Origin of the sequence: Eubacterium sp. AF22-8LB (genome assembly GCF_003458715.1) — a bacterium.
Lineage (GTDB): Bacteria > Bacillota_I > Bacilli_A > Erysipelotrichales > Erysipelotrichaceae > Holdemanella.
This window is the reverse complement of the sequence record NZ_QRVI01000001.1, coordinates 40080-63904: the sequence shown is the minus strand read 5'-3', so window position 1 is coordinate 63904 and position 23825 is coordinate 40080. Positions and strand designations below refer to the sequence as shown.

The following is a 23825-nucleotide window of genomic DNA, read 5'->3' as shown; positions in this document are numbered from 1 at the left end:
AAATGTATGCATATGAAAAGAGAAACGAAAAGAGTATTTATACTTGCTTTAAAAATAGGAATTGGTAGTGCAATAGCTATTTTTATTGCAAATGTTTTTAATTTAGATAATCCAACAAGTGCAGGGACCATTGCGTTATTATCTTTATTGACGACAAAATGGGGGACAGTTAAGCTTGTGTTACGTAGAATTACAACGTTTTTTGTAACGATTCTATTTTGTTTTCTGTTTTTTGAACTCATATCGAGTCATTGGGTTGCGTTTGGACTTGTGATTGCGTGTTTAGTTGGGTATAGTGAGAAAATGAAATGTCAGAATACATTAAGTGTAAATGCGATGATTGCCGTTCATTATTTGAGTTATTTAGATTTTAGTGTGAACTTTATGATGAATGAATTTTATTTAATATTGATTGGTGCTATTATCGCATTTTTATTGAACTTAGTGCATGATTATAGTGGTGAAGAAGAATATTTGAATTCTTGTATGCAATATATGGAAGATAAGATTCAAAGCTTGATGTATCAAATTGTTCATTATATTCAAAGTGAAGAAAGAAACACGACGATTTGGAAGGAACTAGAAGATATTAAGGAACAAGCTGAAAAATATATTCATATTGCGATGGAGTATCAAGACAATACTTTTTCAAGCTTGCCAGACTACTATATTCGTTATTTTGAAATGCGTGCCTTGCAGTGTGATATTCTACATATGCTTCATTATAAAATTCGTAAGATTCGTCAAATGCCTGAAGAGGCGGGTGAATTGGCAAAATATATTGAGTATCTAATTCCATTTATTCATGAACAGAATGATCCGCAACCACAGATTACTTCTCTTCATCAAATGTTGAAAGATAAACAAAGGGCAGAGCTCCCTAAGACACAAATTGAATTTGAGTCTAGGGCTATGCTTCTACATATTTATATGGATCTTGAGGAGTTTTTATATACAAAAAAGAAGTTTATTAATCAGACTACGGAAGAACAGAAAAAGTTGTATTGGAGATGATATGCATGAAATCGATTATTATTGTAACCGTTGTTTCGATTGTAGTTTCAATTGTAATCTACAAGGGGATTCGTAAGGTTTTATTTAAAAAGGATGTCACAAACAAAACGAGCTTTGCCAGATTGGTAAAATATGTTCTGGTTTTTATCAACTGTATGGTTATATTAGGACAATTCGAACAGACAAAACCTATTATGTCGTATTTAGCAGCATCCAGTGGAGTGGTTGCCCTTGTTCTAGGTGTTGCCGCTAAGGATGCGTTTGGAAATCTATGTAGTGGATTGATGATTTTGACATTTAAGCCCTTTGTTGAAGGCGATTTAATCAAAGTCAATCAAGGTGAATTGATTGGGTATGTTGAAAGTATACGTTTTCGCCATACTATTATTCGTACGTATGAAAGTAATCGAATCATTGTTCCGAATGCAACATTGAATTCGGCAACGATTGAGAATGCTTATTTTCAAGATACAAGAAAAAACAATTATTTGGAAATTGAAGTTTCTTATGGAACAGATATTGATATGGCGATTGATATATTAAAAAATCTAGTTGTAAAAACAATGAAGGAATATGAAGTTGAAAGTGATGATCCTATCGAAGTTAAGGTTATTAATTTTTCAACAACGGGTATTGATTTGCGAGTGGTGGTTCCAAGCAAGACAAGCTTAGATGGTTTTGATATGCTCGCAAAGATTCGTTATGAACTTGTAAAAGAGTATGGAAAGGCAAATATTAATTTTGGCAATTATTCAGTAGAGGTAAGTCAGTCATGATAAAAATATATACAGAAGTATTAGGATATAATAATTTAATGTATCGATATGTGAGTTTGCCTAAATCAATTTCTTTAGCGGATTTAGCTTATTATACATTGGCATCTTATTTGTCTGAAGAATATTTAGATTTTGTGATTGAAAGCAATGGACTTCCTTTTGTATGTCCAAATTGTGAGGATGAACAATTCAATCATTTGCCTTGTGCATCCTTGATTCAACCTGATTTCAAAGAGGGAGATACTTTTAAAATGTTGTATGATTTAGAAGATCCTTTTGAAATTGAAATTCATGTTGAAAAAGTGAATGATATAGAAGAAGAGGCTAGAGTTATCAATGGTCGGGGCTTTTCGTTATGGGAAATCTTTAAAGAGTTTCAGGATTATTATTATCAGTCAATGGAATTGTTTAAAGAATTTGTAGAGGCAAATGATATGGAAGTATCGGATTTTCCAATAGATGAAGATTTAGATATCGTAGAACTGAATAAGTATTTTGAAGATAATTTTATAGAATTAAAAGATGTGTATGAGGGTGAATAGGAATGAAAGTATATGAAATGAGTTTTCGTGACATGAACCAAAAAATGGTGGAGATTCACGGTGTGAAAATGGTTAAACTATTAGAAAAGATGGGCTTGAAGCTTGATCATTTATATGGAGCTTTAATGTATGGGTATATTGATCATAATGCGGGATTCACATTTGAAATCATGGCTTTAGAAACAAAAAAGCAAAATATTGAATATCGTATTGTTCCTATTGGGGTTTCTTGTAAAATCCCACGATTTGATGTGCAAGAAATGAATATTGAAATTTTAGATAATGTGAATGTGGATTTGTTTCAAGATAAAATCGATATTGTCGCAAAGGCAACGCAAGTATCAAAGGAATTAGAAGAATTGCGTTTATATAAAGAATTAGATCCATCAAGACATTTAGAATATCCAGATGATGTTATGGTTTATTTTCTAGAAGAAGGAAAAGAGCCAGAAGCATGTTGGATAAGACTTGAGGGAATGCAGGATGGGAAGATGTATGGTACTGTGTTGACGGCTCTACATCAAGATTTTGGTGTAAAAGAAAAGGATACAGTGTATTTTGGTATGACACAAATGGAAGACGATAAGTTGGTGTGTGTATGGGTGAAAGATCATGAATAAAGAAGATTCATTATATTCAATTTATGTACAAATCTTAAAAGAAGAATTAGTTATGGCAATGGGCTGTACAGAACCTATTGCGATTAGTTATGCGTGTGCTAAGGCAACGCAGGTTTTAGATCATTTGCCTGATCGAATTGTAGTTAAGGCAAGTGGCAGCATTATCAAAAATGTAAAGAGTGTTATTGTTCCTCATACAAATGGTTTAAAAGGAATTGAAGTGGCAGCAGCAGCGGGTGCATTATATGGGGATGCGGATGCCAAACTTGAGGTGCTTTCTACTGCAACAAAAGAGCAGATAGAAGCGTTGCCTGAATATGTCAAGAATACCAATATAACAGTTCAACATTTTGAACAGGGACATGTCTTTGACCTAGAAATCAATGTATATTATGAACAGGAACATGCGAGTGTTCGTATTGTGGATACACATACAAACATTGTTCAAATAGAAAAGAACTGGGAAGTTATCTATGAAGATAAGACAACGAACTTAGAGTATAAAGCAGATCATAGTGCGTTGATCATGAAACAGATTTGGGATTTTTCACAAACTGTAGATATTGAAGATGTAAAGGCAACTTTAGACCAACAAATTACCTGCAATATGGCTATCGCTAATGAAGGCATTAATAATTCATATGGCGCAAATATTGGACATGTGATTTTAAATATGGATTCGGATTGTGTAAAGACAAGGGCAAAAGCCTATGCTGCCGCAGGTTCTGATGCGAGAATGAATGGTTGTGAGTTACCTGTTGTGATCAATTCAGGTAGTGGCAATCAAGGAATCACTTGTTGTGTTCCTGTTGTTGTGTATGCCAAAGAATTGAATTGTTCAGAAGAAAAATTGTATCGAGCTTTAGTATTGTCAAATTTAACAGCTATTTATATAAAAACGGGTATTGGTACTTTATCCGCATTCTGTGGTGCTGTAAGTGCAGGAGCTGCAGCGGGCGCTGGTATTGCTTATTTACATAATGGTGATTATAAAGAAATTCAACATACAATTGTGAATGCGTTAGCCATTCTTTCGGGAACAATTTGTGATGGGGCAAAGGCTAGCTGTGCTGCAAAGATCGCATCTAGTGTAGATGCGGGTATAATGGGATATTATATGTATAAAAATAAGCAACAATTCTATGCAGGAGATGGAATCGTTGCTCATAGTGTCGATGAAACAATTAAGAATATTGGAACATTAGGTTCTCAAGGTATGCTTCAGACCAATGATAAAATTATTGAGATGATGATTTCTTGCGACTAAATGTAGATAAGCGAATGATTAACTGTGGTTCATATTCCATATGGACGATACGTTTTCGTTCGCTTTTTGTTTGCTCTAAAAGAATATCTACAGCTTCCATTCCTTTTTCACAGCCACCATGATCTACAGTTGTTAATTGGATTTGAGGAAAGTTGGCCTCTGGAATGTTGTCAAAACCTGCCACACTTGCCTTGATGTTATTGTCTTTTAAACAAGCTAAAATTCCTAGAGCCGTCATATCGTTATTTCCAATATAGGCATCAAATTGATTGTCTAGAATTTGTTTAGTGAGATGGTATCCATTTTCATATTCTCTTTTTTCAATGGCATACATTTCAAATTGCTTAGAAGAACTAAAGAATACTTGAGTGTCACGAAGAATACTTTTCACACCTTCATATCGTTCGTTTCTGCCAATTTCAGTTGTATCTAAAGGACTGGAGATGTAAGCTATTTTTTTATGTCCTAATTGTTTTAAATGAGAACCTAAAAGTTTACCACATTTAAAACTATTAAGTTCAATGGAATCACAATCTAAATTCTTTGGCTTGTCACCAATGATGATACATGGAATTTGTTTTGAAAGCTGATTCCATTCATCGACAAATTTAGGAGGATACAAAAGAATGATGCCAGTAGGTTTGATTGTTTTCAAGTGTGTTATGGCATGCTTTTCAAGTTCATCTTTGCGCAGGGTGGAGATGGTCAGAATTTGTGTCTTCGTTTTACTAGCCTGCTGGATAATGCTGGATACGACCATAGAATAGTATGAATTTGATAAGTTAGCACATATTACGACAATAGTATTCTTTGAATTGGAATATCTTTTCTTTACAACAGGCTTTTTATATCCCATTTGTTTCGCTGTATTTTTTACAAGCTTTACTGTTTCTTCTTTAAATGAAACATTTTTGTTGTCGCTTAAAATCATTGAAACGGTAGATTGCGAAACATGAGTAGCCAGAGCAATATCACGTGTAGTTACTTTATTTCTTTTTCCCATAATAAAACCTCTTTTGATTTATTTTGATTAATAAATCGATTACTAATCAAAGCATTAATCAATATCTATTTTAATCTTACACCATTTTATTTCGTTGTCTAGTTATTAATCAATATTATGATTAATAACTTTGCCAGTTTTTGCGCGTTTGAAAAGGAATAAAAATAAGCGTATCGTTAGTTTGAAAGAGGTGCGAACTATGTATGATTGTATAATAATTGGAGCGGGAATTAGTGGATGCTCTTTAGCGTTTGAATTAAGTAAATATAGTGGAAAAGTATTGTGGCTGGAAAAGAATAATGATGTGGCTGACGAAACTACTAAAGCCAATAGTGCCATTATTCATGCGGGTTATGATCCAATGCCAAATACTTTGATGGCAAAATATAATATTTGGGGTAATAAAATCATTCCTACTTTATGTAAAGATTTAGATGTTCCATGTAAGAATATTGGTTCTTTGGTCGTTGGATTTAGTGAAGAGGATGATAAGACCATTGAAACGCTATATAAGCGCGGTGTAGAAAATGGTGTTGAGAATCAGCGTATTATTAAACAGCCAGAGCTATCTGTTATGGAACCTAATTTAAATCCAGACTGTACAAGCGCTTTATATGCACCAAGTGCATGTATTATTAATCCTTGGCAGTTTGCAATCGCATTAAGTGAAGTGGCAATTAAAAATGGTGTAGAACTTCATTTAAATGAAGAAGTTAAAAGTATTCAAAAAGATGGAGATATCTTTATTGTGAATGAAAAATATAAAGCTCCATTGGTAGTCAATTGTGCAGGTGTTACGTGTGATCGTGTGGCTGGTTTAGTCAAAAATCCAGATTATAAAATCACGCCAAATAAGGGAGAATATTATTTATTAGATAAATCACAGGGAAATCTTGTTCATCACGTAATTTTCCAATGTCCAACTAAGATTGGTAAGGGTGTGTTGGTGGCTCCTACAGTGGATGGCAATCTGATTGTGGGTCCTACAAGTACAAATACAGTTTCGGATGATTATTCAACATCGGCATATGGATTAAAGATAATTCGTGAAAATGCAGTTAAATCTGTGCCAAATATCAAGTTTCAAGAAAATATTCGAACATTTGCAGGCTTGCGAGCACGAAGTGATGCGGGTGATTTTATTATTGGAGAAGATCAAGATGTTCACAATTTCTTCTCGATTGCAGGTATGGCAAGTCCAGGATTAAGTAGTGCAAGTGCAGCGGCTTTAGATATTGTTAGAATGATGCAGGAAAAAGATTATTTCTTAAATTTAAAAAAGGATTATGTTTCTACAAGAAAAGTAGTTCGTTTTAAGAAAATGTCACATGAACAAAGAAAAGAATATATTGAGAAGCATCCTGAATACGGTCGTATTATTTGTCGTTGTGAAACTATCAGTGAGGGAGAAATCATTGATGCGATTCATCGCAGTCCCAAACCAGTTAGTTTAGATGGAATCAAACGTAGATGTAATGCAGGCATGGGAAGATGTCAATCGGGGTTCTGTGGACCTAGAGTACAGGAAATTCTAGCTAAAGAGTTGGGTGTTAGTCAACTTGATATCATGTTAGATAAGAATGGTTCTTATATTTTGTGCGGAAGAACAAAGGAGAATGGCGATGAATAATAATTATGATGTAGTAATCATTGGCGGTGGTCCTGCTGGTCTTGCCAGTGCGATTGCGGCAAAGAAAAATGGTGCAAATTCTGTTTTGGTTATTGAGCGAGATAAGGAATTAGGTGGTATTCTAAATCAATGTATTCATAATGGCTTTGGGTTACATCATTTTAAAGAAGAATTAACAGGTCCTGAATATGCGGGTAAATATATTGATGAAGTAAATAAGACAGATATTGATATTTTATTGGATACAATGGTAATTGAGATTACGCCAGATAAAATGGTGTATTGTTCAAGTAGTATTCATGGATATTTAATGATTCAGGCTAAATCTATTATTTTAAATATGGGCTGTCGTGAAAGAACGCGTGGTGCAATTGCGATTCCAGGAACTAGAGCTTCTGGTGTATTTACGGCTGGTGCAGCACAACGATATGTGAATATTGAAGGGTATATGCCTGGAAAACGAGTTGTTATTTTGGGTAGTGGTGATATTGGTTTGATCATGGCTCGAAGAATGACTTTAGAAGGCGCAAAAGTTTTGGCTGTTGTAGAGGTTATGCCGTATTCAAATGGTTTGAATCGGAATATTGTACAATGTTTAAACGATTATGATATTCCTTTGTATTTGAGTCATACGATTACGGATATTGTGGGTAAGTCTAGAGTGGAAAAGGTTGTGGTTTCTAAGGTGGATGAAAATCGAAATCCAATCGAAGGAACGGAGATGGAATTTGATTGTGACTGTGTATTATTGTCAGTTGGATTGATTCCAGAAAATGAGTTGTCGAATGAATTAGGCATTGAAATGGATCCAAGAACACATGGCCCTGTTGTATACGAAAATATGGAGACTTCTATGGATGGCGTATTCGCATCAGGCAATGTAGTGCATGTGCATGATTTAGTGGATTTTGTAAGTTCTGAAAGTGAAAAGGCTGGCATGGGTGCGGGTCAATATATTTTAAAAGGTGAAGTATCTAAAGAGAATGTTGTTAGAACGGTAAATGGAAATAATATTTCGTATGTAGTTCCTCAATATATTCGTAAGGATAATGTAGAAAAGAGTGTTGAGCTTTCATTCCGTGTAAGAAGACCAACGCAAAATGTGAATATTGTTGTGAAGGATGGAGATACAATCATTGCAAAATTCAAAAAAGAACATGTAATTCCTAGTGAAATGGAGAAGGTATCTATTCCTAAAATGTTATTAGAAAAATCAAATAAAGAATTGGTTGTTTCTGTTGAGGAGGGTGCATAATGAGAGAGTTAATTTGTATAACGTGTCCTAAAGGTTGCCATTTAAGAGTTGATGAAGAAAAGGATTATAAAGTAACAGGAAATGGTTGTCCTAGGGGTGCTGTTTATGGAAAAAAAGAGTGTACACATCCAACTCGTGTTGTTACAAGTACTGTGAAAATTGTGGGTGCGGAAATTGAAAGATTGAGTGTTAAGACAAATGGGGATATTCCCAAAGAAAAGATTTTTGATGTGATGAAAGAATTGAATCATGTTGTTGTTAAGGCACCAGTACATCGTGAAGATGTGATTGTTTCGGATATTTGTGGTACGGGTGTTGATTTAGTTGCGACGAAAGACTTATAATATTACTGTTAAAAAAGGGGAGCTTTTAGGCTGAGAGTAGGTTTGTCCTAGACCCTATGACCTGATTTGGATAATGCCAACGTAGGGAAAATATCTTTTTTGATAGTGAGCTGCAGATTGGTTTTCTGCAGTTTTTTTTAATGGAGAGAAAATGAATTATTCTATTTTTGATGTGGATGGAACAATACTTGATTCAATGGAAGTGTGGAATACTTTGGCAAGTCGATATATACAAGGTATTGGCTTGATTCCGGAGGTAAATTTAAATCAAATTGTTTCAGATATGAGTTTAGAGCAGAGTGCAAAGTATTTGAAGAATCATTATAAAATTAATAAATCCGAGAACATGATTATTTCAGAGGTGTTGGATCTAATATCAGATTTTTATAAGTTTGAAGTTCAGTTAATGCCTGGCTTTAAAACATTTATTTCAAATTATGATTCAGTCAATGTGATTGGGACTAGCTGTGATGAAGAACTTGTAAAAGTGGCATTAAAGCGATTAGATGTTCTAGATTATTTTGAAGCCGTTGTGACTTGTTCTAAAGTAAATAAGGCAAAAGACGATTCAGATTTTTATTTGGCTTGTGCAGATATCTTGAAACAAAAACCAGAAAACATTTTTGTGTTTGAAGATGCAGACTATTGTATAAGTGCAGCAAAAAAAGCTGGATTTAAAGTGATTAAAATAAAAGATTGGAGAGTTTTAAATGAAAAGTACATTAACGATTGCGGGAAGTGATTCGAGTGGAGGAGCTGGTATTCAAGCAGATATCAAGACGATGTGCGCAAACCATGTATTTGCGACAAGTGCTATAACAGCATTGACAGCTCAAAACACATTAGGAGTAACCGGAATTATGGATGTAACACCTGAATTTTTAGTACAAGAGCTAGATGCAGTATTTACGGATATTTATCCGAATGCGGTAAAGATTGGAATGGTTTCAAGCTCAAAATTAATTGAGGTGATTGCACAAAAGTTAAGGGAATATGATGCGATAAATATTGTGGTGGATCCTGTCATGGTAGCTACAAGTGGGGCGAGATTGATTAGTGAGGAAGCGATTGAAACATTGAAAAAAGAATTGTTGCCTTTAGCTACATTGATTACACCAAATATTCCGGAGGCAGAAGTACTTTCTGAAATGAAAATCACGGATGAAATGACTATGGTAGAAGCGGCTAAGAAGATAAGCGAAACATTTGGATGTGCTACTTTAGTTAAGGGCGGACATCAAATTAATGATGCGAATGATCTATTGTATAGAAACAATTCATATACATGGTTTAAAGGTAAGCGTATTAATAATCCCAATACACATGGAACAGGGTGTACTTTATCGAGTGCAATCGCATCAAACCTTGCAAAGGGGTTTGATTTAGATGCTTCTGTAGAACATGCAAAAGATTATATTTCCGGAGCATTGAATGCGATGTTGGATTTAGGTAAGGGTTCTGGTCCAATGGATCATTCCTTTGCGATTGATAATGAATATACAAAAGAATTTGAAGCATAAAAGAAAACCATTCTAGTGTTGGCGTCTAGAATGGCTTCTCTTTTGTTTATTATTATTTTTTTTAGGAGAGAGATATGAATATTGGTTTATTTTCTATATTCATTTGTCTTATCTTTAAGACATCTATAGAATAACATTCCATGTTGTCATAAATTTAGTATAACTTTGGTAAATATTGTGAAATCAGAATTAATTATGTGAAATTATCAAAATGTGTATGTTTTCTAAAAAAACCTCCTCAAAAAGCGTTTAAGAATATGGAGGAAAGAAAAGATGAAATTAAAAGACAAAACAATGAAGGAGTTTCTAGAAAATAATGCCTATTTTGTCGATTTCTTTAATGCGTACTTTTTTAATGGAGAAAGAGTTCTTAAACCTGAAAACTGTATGGAACTTGATTCAGAGATGAATGATTCGAATATGGATCTAGAAAAGCATGTGGATGTGATTCGTAAGTACAATGATGGAAATGTTTATAGTGCATTCATTATTGAGAATCAAAGTCGTGTGGATATGTCCATGGTTGTAAGAGCAGCAACATATGAGTATGTAGCGTATGACAGAATGTTAAAGAAGTCAAAGAAGAATAAGGCTAAAGAAAAACTACCCATGGTACACATTCTAGTATTTTATACAGGAGAAAAGCCATGGAATGCAGCTAGACAGCTTTCTGAGTTAGTCGAGGTGGATGAAAGGTTCAAATCCTATTTCCATGACTACAAAATGAATTTGATTGAAATCACAGGAAATACTTCATATAATTTTAATGAAGAAGACGTGCATAATCTATTCTACATATGTCGAAGTATTTATGATCAGTCTATTTATGAAGGAAAGAGTAATAGCTTTGGACTTGTAAAGAGCAGTGTATTAAAAGTAGTGAAGACATTGACGGATGTAGAATGGTTGGATTTAAAGGAATTAGAGGAAAAGGAGAAGATTGAGATGTGTGAAGCTGAAAAGAGATGGCTGGAAGTAAAGTCAAAGGAATGGGAAGCTGAAGGAATTAAAAAAGGAATCGAACAAGGAATCGAACAAGGCAGCGAGAAAAAAGAACTTGAGATGTATCAAAAAATGATGGACAAGGGATTTGGAATTACAGCTATCGCATCGATCTTCTCGGTAAGTGAAGAATCGATTAAAAAGCTATTGATGAAAGCATAAATGATATGAGAGCTGATTATTTTTAATATTTGGGATAGACATGTAATTAGTCAAAAATTGTTGCTTGCACAAATGTAGACAAGTGTTGGGTGGCTAGCTATAATAAATCTAGAAAAGAGGTACATAAGTATGTCAATTATTAAATTAAATCCTGCTTTTAAAGATTATCTTTGGGGTGGAACGAAATTAAAAGAAAAATATGGTAAAAAGACAGATATGGATCCAGTTGCAGAAAGTTGGGAATTGTCTGTACATCCAGATGGACCAAGTATTGTTGCGAGTGGTGAGTATGAAGGCTTATCTTTTCCTGAATATCTTGAGAAAAAAGGTAAGAGTGTTTTAGGAACAAAAGGAAATACTTTTGAATTCTTCCCAATACTAATTAAATTTATTGATGCGAAACAACCATTATCTATTCAGGTGCACCCTGATAATGAATATGCTTTGCGTGTTGAGCATGAATATGGCAAAACTGAAATGTGGTATATTTTAGACTGTGAGCCAGATTCATTCTTGTATTTTGGTGTAAATAAAGAAATTTCAAAAGAAGAATTTGAACGTCGTATTCAAGATAATACATTATTAGAGGTATTGAAGGCTGTTCCTGTTCACAAAGGAGATGTTTTCTTTATCAAGTCTGGTACAATCCATGCGATTGGTGCGGGTATTCAGATTTGTGAAATCCAACAAAACTCAAATACAACGTATCGTGTGTATGATTTTGGCCGTGTTGGAAAAGATGGAAAACCTCGTGAATTACATATTCAAAAGGCAATTGATGTTTCAAACTTGACTCCAATCGAATCGGATTTCAAGCCTTGTGGTCCTGAAGAAAAAGTTGGAGATTGTGATACAGTACGCTTGGCATCTTGTGAATACTTTACAACTTATGAATCTACATTGAATGGTACAACAACACTTCATGTGGATAATGAGAGCTTTGGATCAATTTTATTGATTGAAGGTAGTGCTACAATTGAAAATGAAGGCACAACATTAGAAGTAAATAAGGGCGAATCAGTATTTGTTGATGCGAATAGCGGTGATGTAAAGATTACAGGAAACTGCCAATGGATTTATAGCAGGGTTTAATTCCCTGCTTATTTTTTGATTATGAAAGAATTTCAAAAAGATTTAATCAATTGGTATGCCCAAAATCATCGTCCTTTAGAATTTCGTTTAAAAAAAGATCCTTATGAAATATGGATTAGTGAGATTATGGCGCAACAAACGCGTATTGAGGCTATGCTTCCCTATTACAAACGTTGGATAAAGGAATTACCCAATATTCATAGTGTTGCAAATTGTGATGATGAAAAGCTAACTAAGCTATGGCAAGGACTTGGATATTATTCGCGATGTAAGAACATCAAGAAATGTGCCGTTGAATGTGTGGAAAAATATAGTGGGAAACTGCCTTATACAAAAGAAGAATTATTAAAATTACCAGGGATAGGACCTTACACTGCGGGAGCTATCGCATCTATTGCGTATGGACAAAGAGTGAGTGCGGTTGATGGAAATGTGATTCGCGTTTTTTCTAGAATTTATGATATTCATGAAGATGTTACTAAAACAAGTGTAAAGAAGAAAATAGAGAAATTAGTGGATGAAAGTCTTCCTTCAAAAGAAGATATTTCTTATTATAATCAAGCTTTGATGGAATTAGGGGCACTTGTCTGTATTCCTAAAAATCCTAGGTGTGAACTGTGTCCGATTCAAAAGTATTGTGATGCCAAAGATCCTGGAAGTCTGCCTTACAAGGTTAAGAAAAAAGCTCGAAGAATAGAATATAAGCACTTATATATATTGGTGTATAAAGATAAGATCCATGTAGTTAAAAGAGCGGATACAGGCTTGTTAGCTGGACTTTATGGTTTTGATGAAATTAAACCGGAGAAGATTATAGAAAGTATTGAATTAGAGCCTTATATACATATTTTTTCACATGTAGAGTGGCATATGGTTGCTACGTTGTGTATAGTAGATAGGGAAGATTCAAATTATAAATCAGTCAAGGAAATTGAAGAGCATATCGCTTTACCAAGTGCGTTTATGCCGTTTTTGAAACAAGTAAAGGAGTATTTATGGAAAAAGTAGAAATTGAAAGCTTTACTTTAGATCACACAAAAGTAAAAGCACCTTATGTTCGTTTGATTAGTGAGGAAAAAGGACCGAATGGAGATATCGTATCGAATTTTGACGTTCGTTTGTGTCAACCAAATCGACAAGAAATTCCAACCGGAGTTATGCATACATTAGAGCATTTATTCGCATTGTATTTGCGTCCAAGGATTTCAGGGTATTTGGATTGTTCACCATTTGGATGTCGTACAGGATTTCATCTTTTAGCATGGGGAAAACACTCAAGTGAAGATGTTGCGATTGCCGTAAAAGAAGCTTTAGAACTTATCACAACAACAGAATGGGAAGATGTTCCTGGTACAGAAGAAAAGGAATGTGGAAATTATAAGGATCATTCTTTGTTTGGTGCTAAGGAATGGGCAAAAGAAATTTTAGAAAAGGGTATGAGTTCAGATCCGTTCGAAAGAAAAATAGTGTAAGAGAATGTAAAATTCTCTTTTTTTGTCGGTAAGGCCCTATTTATCGCGTCGTTTCTATGGTAAAATATAGTATAGTCTTTAAAAAGGAGAACTTATATTATGGCAGGAATTTTTGGAAAATTATTTTCAGAAGAACAACGTGAATTATCTGCGTTAGAAAAAATTGCAGATAAAGTATTAAAATATGAACCAGAAATGCAGGCACTTTCAGATGATGAATTGCGTGCAAAAACAGATGAATATAGAAAAAGAATTGCGGATGGAGAAACTGTAGACGATTTACTTCCTGAGGCATTTGCGACTGCAAGAGAAGCTGCATATCGTGTTATTAACGAAAAACCTTATAAAGTTCAGATTATGGGATCTATTGCCATGCATAAAGGTGATATCTCAGAAATGAAAACAGGTGAAGGTAAGACTTTGACTGCCACAATGTGTGTATATTTAAATGCACTTGCTGGACAAGGCGTTCATGTCATTACCGTCAACGAATATTTGGCTGGTCGTGATGCGGCTTGGATGGGTGAAATCTATCGTTTCTTAGGGTTAACAGTAGGTGTAAACACACGTGATTTAAAACCAAGAGAAAAACGTGATGCGTACGCATGTGATATTACATATACTACAAACTCTGAGCTAGGATTTGATTACTTGCGTGATAACATGGTTACAGAAGTTGAAGATCGTGTAATGCGTGGACTTCACATGGCAGTAATTGATGAAGTTGACTCTGTATTAATTGATGAGAGTCGTACACCATTGATTATTTCAGGTGGTAAAAAACAAACCGCAAATTTATATATTCAATCAGATCGTTTTGTGAAGACTTTAGTGGCTCCAGAATATGAAACAGATAAGTTTACTCATGAAAAAACTTTAATTTCTGGAGATTATGATATTGATGAAAAAACACGTCAAATCATGTTAAGTGAAGATGGTGTTCATAAAGCAGAAAAATTCTTTAAAATCAAGAATTTATATGATATTGAACATACTCAACTTGTTCACCACATTAACCAAGCTTTAAAAGCCAACTATATTATGATGAGAGAAGTTGAATATGTTGTTAGTGATGAAAAGGAAATTGTCATTGTCGATCAATTTACAGGTCGTATGATGCCGGGGCGTGCATATTCAGATGGCTTACACCAGGCTATTGAAGCAAAAGAGGGCGTTCCTATTAAAGAAGAAACTTCTACATTGGCAACAATCACATACCAGAACTTCTTCCGTCTATATGAAAAGTTAGCGGGTATGACTGGTACTGCGAAAACTGAAGAAGAAGAATTCTTATCTACTTACAACATGAAGGTTGTAGTTATTCCTACAAACCGTCCGGTAGCTCGTAAAGATTTACCAGATGAAATTTATGCACATAAAAAAGATAAATATGCTGCATTGGTACGTGAAGTAAAACGTTTATATGAAACAGGACAGCCAGTATTGGTTGGTACAATTGCGGTTGAAACAAGTGAGGTTATTTCTCAATTATTAAATAAGGAACATATTCCTCATGAAGTATTGAATGCGAAAAACCATGCTCGCGAAGCCGAAATTATCGCAAAGGCAGGTCGTCCAAAATCAGTCACAATTGCGACAAATATGGCTGGTCGTGGTACCGATATTAAATTAACAGAAGAATCACGTAAATTAGGTGGTTTAGCTGTGCTTGGTAGTGAAAGACACGAATCTCGCCGTATTGATAACCAGTTGCGTGGACGTTCTGGTCGTCAAGGGGATCCTGGATTCTCGCGTTTCTATGTATCTTTAGAAGATTCATTGATGGTTCGTTTTGGTGGTGACAAGCTTCAAAAACTATTTGAAAAAATGGGTGATGAACAAATCGAATCTAAGGCTGTTACGAAATCAATCACAATGGCACAAAAGCGTGTTGAAGGATATAACTTTGATATGCGTAAACAATTGTTAGACTATGATGATGTATTGCGTCGTCAACGTGAAATTATTTATGCACAACGTAATCGTATTCTAGAAGCAGATGAAGTACATGATATGGTTCATGTTGTATTTGAAAAAACAATTGAACAAACTTTACAAGCGAATTTATCGGATCAAAAGAAACAAACAATCGATGTTGCAGGTGTTGTAAAATCAATTGAAATGATGGGTATGGCTGAAGATAAGGCAATCCGAGCTAGTGAGCTTGAAGGAAAATCTTATGAAGAAGCAAAAGAATATTGTGTAAATAAGATTTGGAATGAATATGAAGCAGAAATCAAAGATGTTAAACGTCAATTCCTTCCATTTGAAAAAACAGTTGTATTACGTAATATTGATCGTAACTGGATTAATCACATTGATATGATGGATAAATTGCGTAGCGGTATTTACTTGCGTTCTTATGCTCAAAACAACCCTCTACAACAATATGTTCAAGAAGGTTTTGATATGTTTGAAGAAATGAATCAAAGAATTGATCGTGAAATTACATTCTTCTTATTGAAGGTACGTATTCATAAGGAGCATGCTGCGTAATGGAACTATATGAATTGAAACAAGGAGTGAGTACTCACCTAGAGAAATTGCATTCTTTAGGTGAGTCACTTTGACTTATCTAGTAAAAATAAGCAGATTGAAGAGTATGATAAACAAACTTTAGAACCGGATTTCTGGCAGGATCAGAAAAAAGCACAACAAGTGATTCGTGCCAAAAACGCATTAAAGGACATTGTGGATCGATATGAAGAATTAGATTTACAATTAACTTCATTAAATGAAACAGCAGATGAATTAAAGGTGGAATTTGATGAAGAATTAATGATGATTGCTGAAGAAGAATATGCGGATATGGATAAAAAGTTTGAAGATTTTGAGATTCAAGTTTTATTAAGTCATGAATATGACCAAAATAACGCGATTCTTGAAATTCACCCAGGAGCCGGTGGAACCGAGTCTTGTGACTGGGCAAGTATGCTTTATCGTATGTATACAAGATATGCAGAAAAGCATGGCTTTAAAGTAACAGTTTTAGACTATTTACCAGGGGATGAAGTTGGTATTAAAAGTGTGACTTTCCTTGTCGAAGGAGATAAGGCATATGGATATTTGAAATCTGAAAAAGGTGTACATCGTTTAGTACGTATTTCACCATTTGATTCAGGAGCCAGAAGACATACTTCTTTTGCGAGCTTAGATGTTATGCCTCAATTTAATGATGAAATTGAAATTGATATTAAACCAGAAGATTTAATTGTTGAAACAAAACGTGCTTCAGGCGCTGGAGGACAGCATATCAATAAAACGGATAGTGCAGTTCGTATGGTACATAAACCTACGGGTATTGTAGCTACATGCCAGAATGGACGCAGTCAACATGAAAATAGAGAAGAATGTTTGCGTGTCTTGAAATCTCGTTTATATCAATTAGAAATTGAAGAGCAGGAAAAGAAGATTGCCCAAATCAAAGGGGTGCAGTCCGCTAATGAATGGGGTAGCCAGATTCGAAGTTATGTCATGCATCCATATAGCTTAGTTAAAGATGTGCGTACAGGATTTGAAACAAGTCAAGTTCAATCGGTATTAGATGGTGATCTTGATGAATTCATCTTTGCGTATTTAAAATCACAGATTCAATAAATCCAATCGAAAGGTTGGATTTTTTTCTGTATTCGCTCATAAAAGTGTGATTATTTTAAATTATTCGCTCATAAAAGTGTAATTAATTTAAATTATTCCCTCATAAAAATGTAATCAAAATTGAATATTCCCTCATAAAAATGTAAAATAAGGATGGTGATATAGATGAAAAGAAGCATATATAAAGACTTATTGCAATGGAAAAGAAATAAATTGAGAAAACCCCTTATTATTGATGGAGCAAGACAAGTTGGAAAAACTTGGGTTATTAAAGAATTTGGTATAAATGAGTATAAAAATGTAGCGTATATAAATTGTGATCGTATTGCAGAAATGAAGTCATTGTTTTTTGATTTTAATATAGAAAGATTGATTCGTTCTTTTAGTGCAATCACAAACGAAACAATTGTTCCAGAAGATACTTTAATAGTATTAGATGAAATACAGGAAGTGCCCCTCGCGATAACCGCATTAAAATATTTTTGTGAGGAAGCGAGGCAATATCATATCATAGTTGCAGGTAGTCTTTTGGGAGTTAGTCTTCATGGAGGGACTGGTTTCCCGGTAGGAAAGGTAGATCGATTAAAAATGTATCCGATGACTTTTTCAGAATTTATTGAAGCATCTGGTAAAGTACACCTTTTAGAGTTATTAGAGTCGCATAGATGGGAAGCAATTTCATCATTATCTGTTACATATACAGATTTATTGCGCCAATACTACTATGTGGGTGGAATGCCGGAAGTGGTAGATTCTTATTTTTTAAACTATGATTTAAAAGAAGTTAGAAGTATACAAAATACAATTTTAGAAGATTACGAACAAGACTTTGCTAAACATATTCCGCCTGCTCTTTTAGCGAAAGTAAGAATGGTTTGGAGATCAATTCCTTCGCAATTATCAAAAGAGAATAAAAAATTTGTTTATGGCGCATTAAAAAAGGGTGGTCGTGCAAAAGAATTTGAGGATGCGATTGATTGGTTGATTCATGCAGGATTAATACATAAAGTAAATCGCGTGAATAAAATAGAAAAGCCATTGAAATTTTATGAGGACTTTAATGCATTTAAATTGTTTGTGTTAGACTTAGGCTTGTTGCAAGCTATGGCAAACGTATCCGCAAAAGAAGTTCTAACAGATGAAAACTTTTTTTCTGAATATAAAGGTGCATTTACTGAACAATTTGTTGCACAAGAACTAATTGCGAATAAGGAGACTTTGTACTATTATTCAAAAGAAAATTCTACACTAGAACTTGATTTTCTTGTTCAAAAAGATGTGGTTTATCCAATAGAAGTAAAAGCAGAAGAGAATGTTAAATCAAAAAGTTTAAAAACGGTATATGATGCTGATCATGCGTTATGTCCTGTACGGTTTTCAATGTTAGGCTATAAGAAACAAGGATGGATGGAAAATGTTCCATTATATGCATCAATGGAATATATTCGTTCTAAAGAATAAGGTTAAAAATATGAATGTATATTATCATTTACCGGGCTTATTTGAATTCTATGAATTCTATAAAAAGTTTTTGCCCCTATTTAAAAATAAACGAGAATATTTCTATGACTGGTGTAAGATTGGCTCTATTTATGGCTCGCCATCTAATTGTATATGGTCAGGAGGACGCATTAGCTACGAAGATAGTGAACCAGAAAATGTATTCGCTTTGATGAAAGAATATAATATATCTTCGCGTCTTACATTTAGTAATTCTTTGATTGAAGAAAAACACTTATCCGATATAAAATGCAATGAATTGTGTCGATTGTTGGATTTAGATAAGAATAATGGAATCATTATTCATTCGGATTTGTTGATGAAATATTTGAAAAGGAAATATCCGAATCTATATTTTGTATCTTCAACCACAAAAGTATTAACCGATTTCAATGATTTTAAAAAAGAAGTAGAAAATCCGGATTTTAAGTATGTAGTACCTGATTTTCGCTTGAATAAGCAATTTGAGAAGTTAAACTCACTTTCTGAAGTATATAAACAAAAGGTAGAATTTCTATGTAATGAATGCTGCTGGTATGGCTGTAAAGATCGCAAAGAATGTTATAAGACTGTTTCTAAACAAAACCTAGGCATCGATTGTACAGATTATATATGCAAAGCACCTCATTCTAATGAAGGATATCGTTTTTCTAGAGTTATGGAAAGTCCGGGATTTATTAGTTTGGACGATATTTTAAAAGTTTATGTTCCTGTGGGATTTTCAAACTTTAAAATCGAAGGAAGAGACTTAGGAAATGCTCTATTATTAGAGTTTATTCTTTATTATATGGTAAAACCACAATATCAGATCCATGTTCGTGAAGAAATGTATTTGGATACAATGTTAGATTTGTTTTAGGAGAAAAATGATGATGGAAAAAAGACACACAGTACGGAAATATTTAGATAAACCATTAGATATGGATTTAATTGGTTTGTTGAATGATCGTATTGAACGAAATAATTGCGTGTATAATTTAACATTTAAACTTATTACCAATAACTCAGATGGGCTTTCTAGTTTGGCTAGGCTGATGTCAAATAACAGCGTACAAAACTATATCATTCTAGCTGGTAAAGATAATTCAGATTTAGATAAAAAAATAGGCTATTGTGGTGCAGATTTGATCTTATATGCCCAAAGCCTTGGACTAAATACATGGTGGTGTGGCGGCATGTTTAATGGTAAGAATGCTCTTAAACATTTAGATAATAAAGCTGTAAGAGTGAATGGTGTGATTGCGATTGGATATGGAAAGACGCAAGGTGTTCCACATAAATCAAAGACAGCTGATCAAGTGAGCCATTACAAAGGAGATGCTCCGGAATGGTTTACGTCTGGAATCAAGGCTTTACTTTTAGCACCAAGTGCATTAAATAGACAGCCATATATAGTAAATGGTGAGGGAAATAAAGTGAGTTTAAAAGTTAAAAATGGAACTCTCTCTCAAGTGGATTTAGGTATAGGGAAATATTTTTTTGAACTTGGAGCAGGAAAATCAAATTTTGAATGGGAAGATACATTATGATACAGATTGAAGACGAAATTTTTTTAAAGAAGAAATTTGATTTTGAGAAACTTAAAACAATTGGTTTTTCTTTTGAAAATGATAAATATGTATATAGTGAAGACTTTATGAATGAAAATTTTAAAGCCATTCTATATGTGTCTAGTTTAGGCACTATAAAGGGAGAGGTTATCGATAATTTTAGCAATGAAGAATACATGCCATTAAGAATTGAATCCTATGATGGAGAGTATGTTTATAAAGTTCGTGAAGCATATAAGGATATATTAAAAAGAATTGCGGATGCATGTTGTAGAGACGTATTCTTTGCGTGTAATCAGGCTAATCGCATAACAAATTTAATATATGAAACCTATGGAATAAAACCAGATTTTCCATGGAAGGATGACAATGGAGTGTTTCGTCATTTAGACAATAATAAATGGTTTTCACTGATTATGTATGTTTCGTTAGATGTTCTGTTAAAAAATGGAGATAGTCATATGCTAAACATTATGAATGTAAAGATAGATGAGGCAAAAAGAGATGAATTACATCAAATAAAGGGCATTTATCCTGCTTATCATATGAATCATAGAATGTGGATATCGGTCGTACTTGACGATACTATAAGTGATGAAAAAGTAATGGAACTTGTAACGTGTAGTTTTAATTTAACAAAGTAAGGAGATTTAGTATGTATGGAATTATCGCAACATGGAGAATGGCATTAGAAGGTATTCAAAAGGCAGATTCTATGTTAAAAAATGAAGAAAATGCAGCTGATTCAATTGAAGAAGCTATCAAAGCTGTTGAAGATTTTGAATACTATAAAAGTGTAGGCTATGGAGGACTTCCAAATGAAGAAATGGAAGTAGAGTTAGATGCAGCCTTTATGGATGGGGATACATTAGAATTTGGCTGTGTAGGAGGCATTAAAGATTTTGCGAATCCAGTTAGTATTGCACGCAGTCTTATGCACTACGATGTCAATAATTTTCTAGTGGGTACTGGAGCTGAGAAATATGCTTCAAGACATGGTTTTGAAAGAAAAACGATATTGACTGATCGGGCAAAAATTCATTATCACAATCGCACAAAGGAAATTGTGAACACAGAATTAAAGCCATACTCTGGACATGATACAGTTGGGATGGTTTGTCTAGATTGTGGAGGACACATGACGAGTGCTACAAGTACATCTGGTTTATTTATGAAACATCCAGGACGTTTAGGGGATTCACCTGTATGTGGCTCAGGATTCTATGTGGATTCCTTTGTCGGAGGAGCGAGTGCTACAGGCTTGGGTGAAGATGTTATGAAGGGATGTGTTTCTTATGAAATTGTTCGTTTGATGAAAGATGGCATGCACCCGCAAGAGGCATGTGAAAAAGCTGTACATGACTTTGATTTGGATTTGAAACGAAGAAGAGGAAAAGCAGGAGATATGTCTTTGATTGCGATGAATAATAAAGGAGAATGGGGCTGCGCTACAAATATTGAAGGCTTTAGCTTTGTGGTAGCAACTGAAAAACAAGCTCCAACAGTATATTTAGTCAATCATGATGAAGAAGGTAAATGTACATTTGAAGTTGCCAGTAAAGAATGGATGGACAATTATATGGCAACGCGCACAGCTCCATTAGTAAGGAAATAAGATGGAAGAGGAATTATTGAAAAAAATCGATGAAATTAGTGATGAGATGATTTCAGGAATCAAAAGAATTGTTCAAATTGATAGTGTCCAAAGTGAAGCTAAACCTGGCATGCCTTTTGGTGAAGGCGTGAATTTGGCGTTAGAAGAAACATTGAAATTAGCTTGTGAACTAGGTTTTGAAACAGAAAATGTTGATCACATGGTTGGAATTGCTAAGTATGGTACAGGTGAAGACTATATTGGCATTATGGGACATTTAGATGTTGTGCCTGTTGGCGATGGATGGAATCATCCACCATTTTCAGCTTATGAAGATGAGAATGGAAGAATTTATTCAAGAGGTATCTTAGACAATAAAGGTCCAACTCTATCTTGTTTATATGCATTATATGCCATTAAAGAATTAGGTATAGAATTGAAATATCCAGTACATATATTATTTGGTACGAACGAAGAAACAGGATTTAATGATTTAAAGCATTATCTTGAAGTAAGAAAACCACCTATCATGGGATGGACACCCGATTGTAAATATCCTGTGGTATATGCAGAAAGAGGAAGAAGCACCTATCGTATAAGTACGGATGTTAAAAATTCGGTCGTATTCAATCAATTTATTAATGATTACATATTATCGGATAATGGTTATGCGAATAAGCTAGGACTGAATATTGAGGACCCTGAATTTGGAAGGATACAGTTAAATAATAAGCGATTGGTGGATTTAAACGGAAAACTAGGATTTGATTTCTCATTTAGCTATCCTGCAAGTGTGAGTAATGATACAATAGAGAAGGCAATCAAATCAAAATTAAGTAAAAAATTACATTTAGAATGTATACATAATTATGATCCAGTGTATTTTGATAAGAATGGCTTCTTGTGTAAGACACTTCAATCTGCTTATGAAGATGTGACTGGAATGAATGGTACACCCGTTACAACTACAGGAGGAACGTATGCGAAAATTATGCCGAATATTGTTCCTTTTGGACCTAGTTTTCCTGGTCAAAAAGGTATTGGTCACAACCCAAATGAGTGGATGGATCGTAGTGATTTGATTTTAAATGCGAAAATATACGCATTAAGTATTGTGAGGTTGGCGAATGGAAAGAATAATTGAAATATGTGCAGGTAGTTACCAAGATTGTATTGCGGCATATAAAGGTAAGGCAAAGAGGGTTGAATTAAACAGTGCTTTAAGTGTTGGTGGGCTTACACCTAGTGTAGCTAGTTTAGTACGTGTTAAAAAGGAAACAGACTTGTCTGTGATTTGTATGGTACGTCCACGTGCTGCTGGTTTTTGTTACGAAAAAGAAGATGTGGATATCATCTTTGAGGATGCTAAGATTCTTTTAGAAAATGGAGCAGATGGAATCTCGTTTGGCTTCTTACGAAATGATGGCTCAATCCATAAAGAATATACAAAGGAAATGGTAGACTTGGTGCATTCTTATCAAAAAGAAGCCGTATTTCATAGAGCTTTTGATGTAACGCCGGATGCGTTTGAAGCTATTGAAACATTAATTGAATTAGGTGTAGATCGAGTACTAACAAGTGGACAAAAACAAAAAGCTATGGAAGGTATTGATTTGATTAAGGTATTGAATAATCAATATGGAGAAAAGATACAGATTCTTCCAGGAAGTGGAATGAATGCAGAGAATGCAAGAATAATGATGAATTATACAGGGGTATATCAGGTACATTCTTCTTGTAAGAACTATAAGACGGATACTACGACAACTAAAAATGACGTTTCTTATAGTTACTTAGAAAGTCCACATGAAAATGATTATGATGTAGTGGACGTAGAGTTGGTAAAAAAATTAGTTGATAGTATTAAATAATGTGGAAAAGACTG

24 protein-coding genes and 1 riboswitch are annotated in these 23825 nt (G+C 34.2%); of the genes, 23 read left to right on the top strand and 1 reads right to left on the bottom strand.

The window, feature by feature from the left end:
• Positions 1-12 precede the first annotated feature (12 nt).
• Genes DWY01_RS00280 through DWY01_RS00260 form a run of 5 tightly spaced genes read left to right on the top strand, consistent with a single transcriptional unit; the run spans position 13 to position 4219 of the window.
• A complete protein-coding gene (locus DWY01_RS00280; RefSeq protein WP_158553619.1) occupies positions 13-1014 on the top strand; it encodes an aromatic acid exporter family protein in 1002 nt (333 codons plus the stop codon).
• Between the two features lie 5 nt (positions 1015-1019).
• The gene (locus tag DWY01_RS00275; RefSeq protein ID WP_158553618.1) at positions 1020-1790 is read left to right on the top strand and encodes a mechanosensitive ion channel family protein; all 771 of its coding nucleotides are present in this window, start codon (positions 1020-1022) and stop codon (positions 1788-1790) included.
• Positions 1787-2332: a hypothetical protein gene (locus DWY01_RS00270; protein ID WP_117992354.1), complete on the top strand. Its 546-nt coding sequence runs from the start codon at positions 1787-1789 to the stop codon at positions 2330-2332. Before DWY01_RS00275 ends, DWY01_RS00270 begins: the two co-directional genes overlap by 4 nt.
• 2 nt (positions 2333-2334) lie before the next feature.
• Entirely contained in the window at positions 2335-2952 is a 618-nt protein-coding gene (locus DWY01_RS00265; RefSeq protein ID WP_117992353.1) for a hypothetical protein, read from the top strand.
• A complete protein-coding gene (locus tag DWY01_RS00260) occupies positions 2945-4219 on the top strand; it encodes a serine dehydratase subunit alpha family protein (RefSeq protein ID WP_117992352.1) in 1275 nt (424 codons plus the stop codon). The genes DWY01_RS00265 and DWY01_RS00260 overlap by 8 nt, the downstream gene beginning before the upstream one ends.
• Here the strand turns inward: DWY01_RS00260 and DWY01_RS00255 are convergent.
• On the bottom strand, positions 4191-5222 hold the full coding sequence (locus tag DWY01_RS00255) for a LacI family DNA-binding transcriptional regulator (RefSeq protein WP_117992351.1): 1032 nt from the start codon (positions 5220-5222) through the stop codon (positions 4191-4193). The two genes, DWY01_RS00260 and DWY01_RS00255, sit on opposite strands and share 29 nt — an antisense overlap.
• Before the next feature lie 199 nt (positions 5223-5421).
• Between DWY01_RS00255 and DWY01_RS00250 the strand changes: the two genes are divergently transcribed.
• The 18 genes from DWY01_RS00250 (at position 5422) to DWY01_RS00165 (ending at position 23811) form a co-directional block, all read left to right on the top strand.
• Entirely contained in the window at positions 5422-6852 is a 1431-nt protein-coding gene (locus DWY01_RS00250; RefSeq protein ID WP_117992350.1) for an NAD(P)/FAD-dependent oxidoreductase, read from the top strand.
• On the top strand, positions 6845-8107 hold the full coding sequence (locus DWY01_RS00245; protein WP_199519804.1) for an NAD(P)/FAD-dependent oxidoreductase: 1263 nt from the start codon (positions 6845-6847) through the stop codon (positions 8105-8107). The genes DWY01_RS00250 and DWY01_RS00245 overlap by 8 nt, the downstream gene beginning before the upstream one ends.
• The gene (locus tag DWY01_RS00240; RefSeq protein ID WP_117992348.1) at positions 8107-8451 is read left to right on the top strand and encodes a DUF1667 domain-containing protein; all 345 of its coding nucleotides are present in this window, start codon (positions 8107-8109) and stop codon (positions 8449-8451) included. The genes DWY01_RS00245 and DWY01_RS00240 overlap by 1 nt, the downstream gene beginning before the upstream one ends.
• A gap of 5 nt (positions 8452-8456) precedes the next feature.
• Positions 8457-8557, top strand: a riboswitch (TPP riboswitch).
• 45 nt (positions 8558-8602) lie between these two features.
• A complete protein-coding gene (locus DWY01_RS00235) occupies positions 8603-9193 on the top strand; it encodes an HAD family phosphatase (RefSeq protein ID WP_117992347.1) in 591 nt (196 codons plus the stop codon).
• Positions 9162-9971: a bifunctional hydroxymethylpyrimidine kinase/phosphomethylpyrimidine kinase gene (thiD, locus tag DWY01_RS00230; RefSeq protein ID WP_117992346.1), complete on the top strand. Its 810-nt coding sequence runs from the start codon at positions 9162-9164 to the stop codon at positions 9969-9971. The genes DWY01_RS00235 and thiD overlap by 32 nt, the downstream gene beginning before the upstream one ends.
• A 273-nt stretch (positions 9972-10244) precedes the next feature.
• Positions 10245-11135 (top strand): Rpn family recombination-promoting nuclease/putative transposase, encoded by an 891-nt coding sequence (locus DWY01_RS00225; protein WP_117992345.1) that lies wholly within the window; start codon positions 10245-10247, stop codon positions 11133-11135.
• A 129-nt stretch (positions 11136-11264) separates the two neighbouring features.
• Positions 11265-12227 (top strand): type I phosphomannose isomerase catalytic subunit, encoded by a 963-nt coding sequence (locus tag DWY01_RS00220; protein WP_117992344.1) that lies wholly within the window; start codon positions 11265-11267, stop codon positions 12225-12227.
• A 21-nt stretch (positions 12228-12248) separates the two neighbouring features.
• Positions 12249-13235 (top strand): A/G-specific adenine glycosylase, encoded by a 987-nt coding sequence (gene mutY, locus DWY01_RS00215; RefSeq protein WP_117992343.1) that lies wholly within the window; start codon positions 12249-12251, stop codon positions 13233-13235.
• Complete coding sequence (locus DWY01_RS00210; protein WP_117992342.1) at positions 13223-13699, top strand: S-ribosylhomocysteine lyase; 477 nt, start codon at positions 13223-13225, stop codon at positions 13697-13699. Before mutY ends, DWY01_RS00210 begins: the two co-directional genes overlap by 13 nt.
• A gap of 99 nt (positions 13700-13798) precedes the next feature.
• Positions 13799-16195, top strand: a complete 2397-nt coding sequence (secA, locus tag DWY01_RS00205; RefSeq protein ID WP_117992341.1) for a preprotein translocase subunit SecA — start codon at positions 13799-13801, stop codon at positions 16193-16195.
• Positions 16195-17296 (top strand): peptide chain release factor 2 gene (gene prfB, locus DWY01_RS00200; RefSeq protein WP_243001924.1). Its coding sequence is split into 2 segments (ribosomal slippage): positions 16195-16266 and positions 16268-17296, totalling 1101 coding nucleotides; the frame shifts between segments, so codons are not numbered across the junction. The genes secA and prfB overlap by 1 nt, the downstream gene beginning before the upstream one ends.
• 165 nt (positions 17297-17461) lie before the next feature.
• Complete coding sequence (locus DWY01_RS00195; protein ID WP_117992339.1) at positions 17462-18757, top strand: ATP-binding protein; 1296 nt, start codon at positions 17462-17464, stop codon at positions 18755-18757.
• 10 nt (positions 18758-18767) lie between these two features.
• Positions 18768-19655: a hypothetical protein gene (locus tag DWY01_RS00190; protein WP_117992475.1), complete on the top strand. Its 888-nt coding sequence runs from the start codon at positions 18768-18770 to the stop codon at positions 19653-19655.
• 13 nt (positions 19656-19668) lie between these two features.
• On the top strand, positions 19669-20325 hold the full coding sequence (locus DWY01_RS00185; RefSeq protein ID WP_243001923.1) for a nitroreductase family protein: 657 nt from the start codon (positions 19669-19671) through the stop codon (positions 20323-20325).
• On the top strand, positions 20322-20990 hold the full coding sequence (locus tag DWY01_RS00180; protein ID WP_158553617.1) for an MmcQ/YjbR family DNA-binding protein: 669 nt from the start codon (positions 20322-20324) through the stop codon (positions 20988-20990). The genes DWY01_RS00185 and DWY01_RS00180 overlap by 4 nt, the downstream gene beginning before the upstream one ends.
• Before the next feature lie 11 nt (positions 20991-21001).
• Complete coding sequence (locus DWY01_RS00175; protein WP_117992336.1) at positions 21002-21961, top strand: N(4)-(beta-N-acetylglucosaminyl)-L-asparaginase; 960 nt, start codon at positions 21002-21004, stop codon at positions 21959-21961.
• Position 21962: 1 nt separating this feature from the next.
• The gene (locus DWY01_RS00170) at positions 21963-23084 is read left to right on the top strand and encodes a Sapep family Mn(2+)-dependent dipeptidase (RefSeq protein ID WP_117992335.1); all 1122 of its coding nucleotides are present in this window, start codon (positions 21963-21965) and stop codon (positions 23082-23084) included.
• Complete coding sequence (locus tag DWY01_RS00165; RefSeq protein WP_371412805.1) at positions 23068-23811, top strand: copper homeostasis protein CutC; 744 nt, start codon at positions 23068-23070, stop codon at positions 23809-23811. The genes DWY01_RS00170 and DWY01_RS00165 overlap by 17 nt, the downstream gene beginning before the upstream one ends.
• The last annotated feature ends 14 nt before the right edge of the window (positions 23812-23825 follow it).

What these genes read in the sequence shown, in the direction of transcription:
- DWY01_RS00280 (WP_158553619.1), top strand. Translation starts at nt 13, where the DNA reads ATGAAAAGAGAAACGAAAAGAGTATTTATACTTGCTTTAAAAATAGGA.
- DWY01_RS00275 (WP_158553618.1), top strand. Translation starts at nt 1,020, where the DNA reads ATGAAATCGATTATTATTGTAACCGTTGTTTCGATTGTAGTTTCAATT.
- DWY01_RS00270 (WP_117992354.1), top strand. Translation starts at nt 1,787, where the DNA reads ATGATAAAAATATATACAGAAGTATTAGGATATAATAATTTAATGTAT.
- DWY01_RS00265 (WP_117992353.1), top strand. Translation starts at nt 2,335, where the DNA reads ATGAAAGTATATGAAATGAGTTTTCGTGACATGAACCAAAAAATGGTG.
- DWY01_RS00260 (WP_117992352.1), top strand. Translation starts at nt 2,945, where the DNA reads ATGAATAAAGAAGATTCATTATATTCAATTTATGTACAAATCTTAAAA.
- DWY01_RS00255 (WP_117992351.1), bottom strand. Translation starts at nt 5,222, where the DNA reads ATGGGAAAAAGAAATAAAGTAACTACACGTGATATTGCTCTGGCTACT.
- DWY01_RS00250 (WP_117992350.1), top strand. Translation starts at nt 5,422, where the DNA reads ATGTATGATTGTATAATAATTGGAGCGGGAATTAGTGGATGCTCTTTA.
- DWY01_RS00245 (WP_199519804.1), top strand. Translation starts at nt 6,845, where the DNA reads ATGAATAATAATTATGATGTAGTAATCATTGGCGGTGGTCCTGCTGGT.
- DWY01_RS00240 (WP_117992348.1), top strand. Translation starts at nt 8,107, where the DNA reads ATGAGAGAGTTAATTTGTATAACGTGTCCTAAAGGTTGCCATTTAAGA.
- DWY01_RS00235 (WP_117992347.1), top strand. Translation starts at nt 8,603, where the DNA reads ATGAATTATTCTATTTTTGATGTGGATGGAACAATACTTGATTCAATG.
- thiD (WP_117992346.1), top strand. Translation starts at nt 9,162, where the DNA reads ATGAAAAGTACATTAACGATTGCGGGAAGTGATTCGAGTGGAGGAGCT.
- DWY01_RS00225 (WP_117992345.1), top strand. Translation starts at nt 10,245, where the DNA reads ATGAAATTAAAAGACAAAACAATGAAGGAGTTTCTAGAAAATAATGCC.
- DWY01_RS00220 (WP_117992344.1), top strand. Translation starts at nt 11,265, where the DNA reads ATGTCAATTATTAAATTAAATCCTGCTTTTAAAGATTATCTTTGGGGT.
- mutY (WP_117992343.1), top strand. Translation starts at nt 12,249, where the DNA reads ATGAAAGAATTTCAAAAAGATTTAATCAATTGGTATGCCCAAAATCAT.
- DWY01_RS00210 (WP_117992342.1), top strand. Translation starts at nt 13,223, where the DNA reads ATGGAAAAAGTAGAAATTGAAAGCTTTACTTTAGATCACACAAAAGTA.
- secA (WP_117992341.1), top strand. Translation starts at nt 13,799, where the DNA reads ATGGCAGGAATTTTTGGAAAATTATTTTCAGAAGAACAACGTGAATTA.
- DWY01_RS00195 (WP_117992339.1), top strand. Translation starts at nt 17,462, where the DNA reads ATGAAAAGAAGCATATATAAAGACTTATTGCAATGGAAAAGAAATAAA.
- DWY01_RS00190 (WP_117992475.1), top strand. Translation starts at nt 18,768, where the DNA reads ATGAATGTATATTATCATTTACCGGGCTTATTTGAATTCTATGAATTC.
- DWY01_RS00185 (WP_243001923.1), top strand. Translation starts at nt 19,669, where the DNA reads ATGGAAAAAAGACACACAGTACGGAAATATTTAGATAAACCATTAGAT.
- DWY01_RS00180 (WP_158553617.1), top strand. Translation starts at nt 20,322, where the DNA reads ATGATACAGATTGAAGACGAAATTTTTTTAAAGAAGAAATTTGATTTT.
- DWY01_RS00175 (WP_117992336.1), top strand. Translation starts at nt 21,002, where the DNA reads ATGTATGGAATTATCGCAACATGGAGAATGGCATTAGAAGGTATTCAA.
- DWY01_RS00170 (WP_117992335.1), top strand. Translation starts at nt 21,963, where the DNA reads ATGGAAGAGGAATTATTGAAAAAAATCGATGAAATTAGTGATGAGATG.
- DWY01_RS00165 (WP_371412805.1), top strand. Translation starts at nt 23,068, where the DNA reads ATGGAAAGAATAATTGAAATATGTGCAGGTAGTTACCAAGATTGTATT.